This is a genomic window from Soonwooa purpurea, from assembly GCF_053891095.1.
Genome location: NZ_JBSSMA010000035.1, coordinates 1 through 3,802, shown reverse-complemented (window position 1 = coordinate 3,802; position 3,802 = coordinate 1). Strand labels below are relative to the sequence as shown.

The following is a 3,802-nucleotide window of genomic DNA, read 5'->3' as shown; positions in this document are numbered from 1 at the left end:
CTCAAAGATTAAGTGCACTGACAGGGAAATAAAGATTCAAAAATACACGTTTGTTATCTAAAATAAATGATTATTTCAACACTATACATATTTATTTTTTTTTTTAATCAGAGTCACCCCAAGCAAGGCAGGAGCGCCACTTGCACGCTAGGGGTTACAGAAGGAAGGGTATACAGGGTTACGAAGAGAGCAGGTAGCGATTGACGTTGCACTTGAACCTTTGCAGGTTGAAGCCGTCAGGAAAGCAAAAAGCTGGGAGGGAGTTCCACAATCTGGAGGTGCGGGAAAAGAAACTGTTAGCATAGAAACCGCGGTTACATCTAGCCAGCTTGACTGTAAATTGATGAGATCGCGCTGCCAGACGAGTATTGCGCTTGAAACTGTACACGCTAGGGACCATAGTGCGGAGCTCATCCGAACAGAAGCCGTGAAAGTACTTATAAAAGAGGCACAGAGAGGCGACTTCCCGGCGGTGAGCAAGTGGCTGTAGCTTAGCAGATAGTTCAGGCCCGATGATATTGCTGATTCTTCTCTGGATCCTGTCCAGGAGCTCCAGGTGAACATAAGGGGCTCCGCCCCAGATATGGCAGCAGTACTCTAAACAAGGCCGAATGGTGGACTTATAGATAAGTAAGATGGATTCAGGGGAGAAGTGTTGTCTCGCGCGATATAGGGAAGCAGCTTTCCTTGCAGCAGAGAGGGCGATGGACTGGATGTAACTCTTCCACTTCATATCAGCAGAGAGTGTCAGACCTAGGAGACGTAGAGAATCATTTTCCTGGAGGACGGCGTCAGCCATGCTGATAGAAGGCAGAGACTGACCTCTCAGATGATTAATGGATAGTAGCTTAGTTTTGGCGGCGTTAAAGTTGACCAACCATCTCTCTCCCCAGTTAACAATGGTTTTTAGGTCGTTTTGTAAGCTAGACGCCATTTTGTCCTTGTCAGATTCATTAGCCTTAGTGTCTAGGCAAGAGTAAACCGTCGTATCGTCAGCATAAATGCCGAGAAGGGAACTGATGTCATCGGGGAGGTCATTAATGTAGAGTAAGAAGAGCGTCGGACCAAGGATGGAGCCTTGGGGGACACCCGCGTTAGTATTGAAGCGGGAAGATGTGCGGCCATTAACGACAACTTTCATCTCCCGGTGTGAGAGAAATGACTGGATTAGGTCAAAAAGGCGCCCAGTGATCCCGTAGCTTTTCAGCTTGTGAAGAAGACCTGAGTGCCAGACCCTGTCAAATGCTTTGGATATATCTAATGCGACGGCCCGGGCTTCACCATTTTTATCCAGGGCGCGATATACTCTTTCAGTAATTAGTGTGAGGACATCGGCAGTGGACCTGGAAAATCGGAAGCCGTACTGAGAGTCCGAAAAAAGCCTTTGAGAGGAGAGATGATCAACCAACTCCGAGTTGATCAGAGCCTCAAAGAGTTTCCCAAAAAGGGGGAGAAGGCTGATAGGGCGATAGTTAGCGGGGTCAGATGGTTCCCCAGAGTTTTTAAAGATCGGAACAACCGATGAGGACTTCCAGCAAGCAGGAAAGCAGGAGGTGGCAAGGCACTTGTTGTATAACTTGGAAAGAATAGGGGCTAGCTCTGGAGCACAGTTCTTAACGACTACAACAGGGATGCCATCCGGGCCACATGCTTTGTTGGGATCGAGTTTGGAGATGATTGCAGAAACCATGGAAGGTGTAATGCATATATCTTTCAATTTAGAGTCGGTCCTGAGTGGGAAATCCGGTAGAGGTACTCCAAGTGCATCAAGGGTGGAATTAGAGGAGAACCTACGAGCGAAGCACTCAGCCTTATCAGCGGAGGATGAAATCACTCCAAACCGGTTAAAGAGTGGGGGGATCGATACATTATTCTTGTTAAGGACCCTTTTGCAGAGGCGCCAGTAGTCGCGCGAGCCAAAGTCACTGGAGGCTATGCGGTCCCTCATTCTAACAGAGAAGCGTGCCTTAGCATTCTCAAGTGTGCGTTTACAGTTATTACGAGCAGTAACAAATAGGTCCCTGTTGTGCCTTGAGCGGTCACGCTGGAACAACCTGAAATAGTGGTTTCTGTGCGCTATGGCAGCAGAACACGCAGGTGTGAACCAAGGAGAGGTTTGCGGTTTCACCTGATATTTACGGGCAGGGATGAAGGCGTCCATGCCAGCCTTGACCCAGGAGGATAGCTCAGCGGCACATTCTTTAGTTGGGAGCCCGAACACAGAGGTCCAGGGAGCATCTCTGAGAAAATCTCTGAACGAATCCCAGTCGGCGTGTTGGTAGCGAAAGGAGGTCTTGTGAAATGGGGGTTCGTGGTCGGTAGGTGATTGAAAAGAGATATCAATCGACACTACGGAGTGGTCGGAGTTACCAAGGGGGCAGTGCTGGGAGGTCGTGCAATAGTTGGGCGAGGAGGTTAGACATAGGTCCAGAAGGGAGGCGTGTTGGTCAGTTTGGGTAGGGAAACGGGTGGGGAAGTTGATAATTTGAGTGAGGGATTGGGCTATGGAGAAATTCAAAGTGCGAATTCCGGCAGCATCCATGCCATTGGAATGTTTAAGCCATGCCTCATGGTGCACGTTGAAGTCACCAAAGACGAATATGTTTGCTGAGGGATGGATTGATAGCGCCTTATCAATGTTATCAGCAATTGCGTCTAGGATGCTGCAGTCAGGGGAGGAGGGGGCACGGTAGAGGAAAAAGAGGTAGCTGACAGAGTTTGGTAAAGAGAGGCGGAAGCACATGTAGGAGTGGACTGCATCTTCGAGAGTCGATTCCCTGGCCATCGGAAGATTATCACGAACGTAAACACCGAGGCCGTGCATATGAGTGTTAGAATCTTTCCGGAAAAGAGGAAGATAACCAGAGACGAAGAGCTCGCTGGTTGCAATGGAGGAATTTAGGTTAGTTTCGCAAAGAGCGAATATATCGGGGGACCGCTCCAAAAGGAAAGATTCAACGCTACAGAAGTTAGATCGAATACCACGGATGTTGGTGAAGGATAGATTGAGTGTAGGTGGTTTATTGGAGGCTGGTTTAGATTTGAATTTATTTTTGCGATTGATCATTATGATATATGGAAGGGAACTACATAAATTGACACTGTCCCACGTCAAAGGTAATACAAACGAGCCAGTAAGTAGCCGAGAGCAGAGCATAATGTGGCCTCGGGGTTGCCCACCGGAGATACGTGCAGGGACACCTTTCCATGCGCGACATGGCACTACAGGTATACCGATATTATGCGACTGTTGATCAGGGCAGCCTCTCTAAGCGCTACCAAAGAGTTCGGGCCCCTAACTACCAGTCGGAAGCAGCAGCCAGCAAACTGCCAACCCGGTACCCTCATCATGGAGAGCCTCAGCCACCGGCTAGATTGTTCACCAGATAGGTGAGAGAGCTAAATTTAATTGTCCCATGGAAGAAAGAACCGGTGAACCGTACCCTGGGCAGGGAGCAAGAGTTAAATCTCTACCCCTGTTCAATAGGTATGGAAGGAGTGTGAACCGGGCGATAGTACATACTATCTACTCCTATTAAGCTGTGGAAAAAACTTGGGATGAATTAGAAACATTAAGTAACTACTTAGTATAAGTTCAAACGACTTGTAAGAAAGAAGAATTTAATAACAAGCCCCCTCCCTAGCGAATTTAACCATTTAATACATGCAGAAGACAGAGACAATAAGAATAATAAAACATGAAATTGAAATAAAGATAGAATTAGCATAGTATTGGACTAAACTAACAACTAGAGAGCGAAGGAAAAAAAAATTAAATAAATAAATTCGCACCTAGGACGGT

Annotated in this window: 1 protein-coding gene; it reads right to left on the bottom strand. The window is 47.3% G+C overall.

Annotated features, from left to right (window positions below; all coding sequences use genetic code 11):
• Positions 1-178: 178 nt before the first annotated feature.
• Complete coding sequence (locus ACVFVN_RS14435) at positions 179-3,067, bottom strand: reverse transcriptase domain-containing protein (protein ID WP_456235822.1); 2,889 nt, start codon at positions 3,065-3,067, stop codon at positions 179-181.
• Positions 3,068-3,802 lie beyond the last annotated feature (735 nt).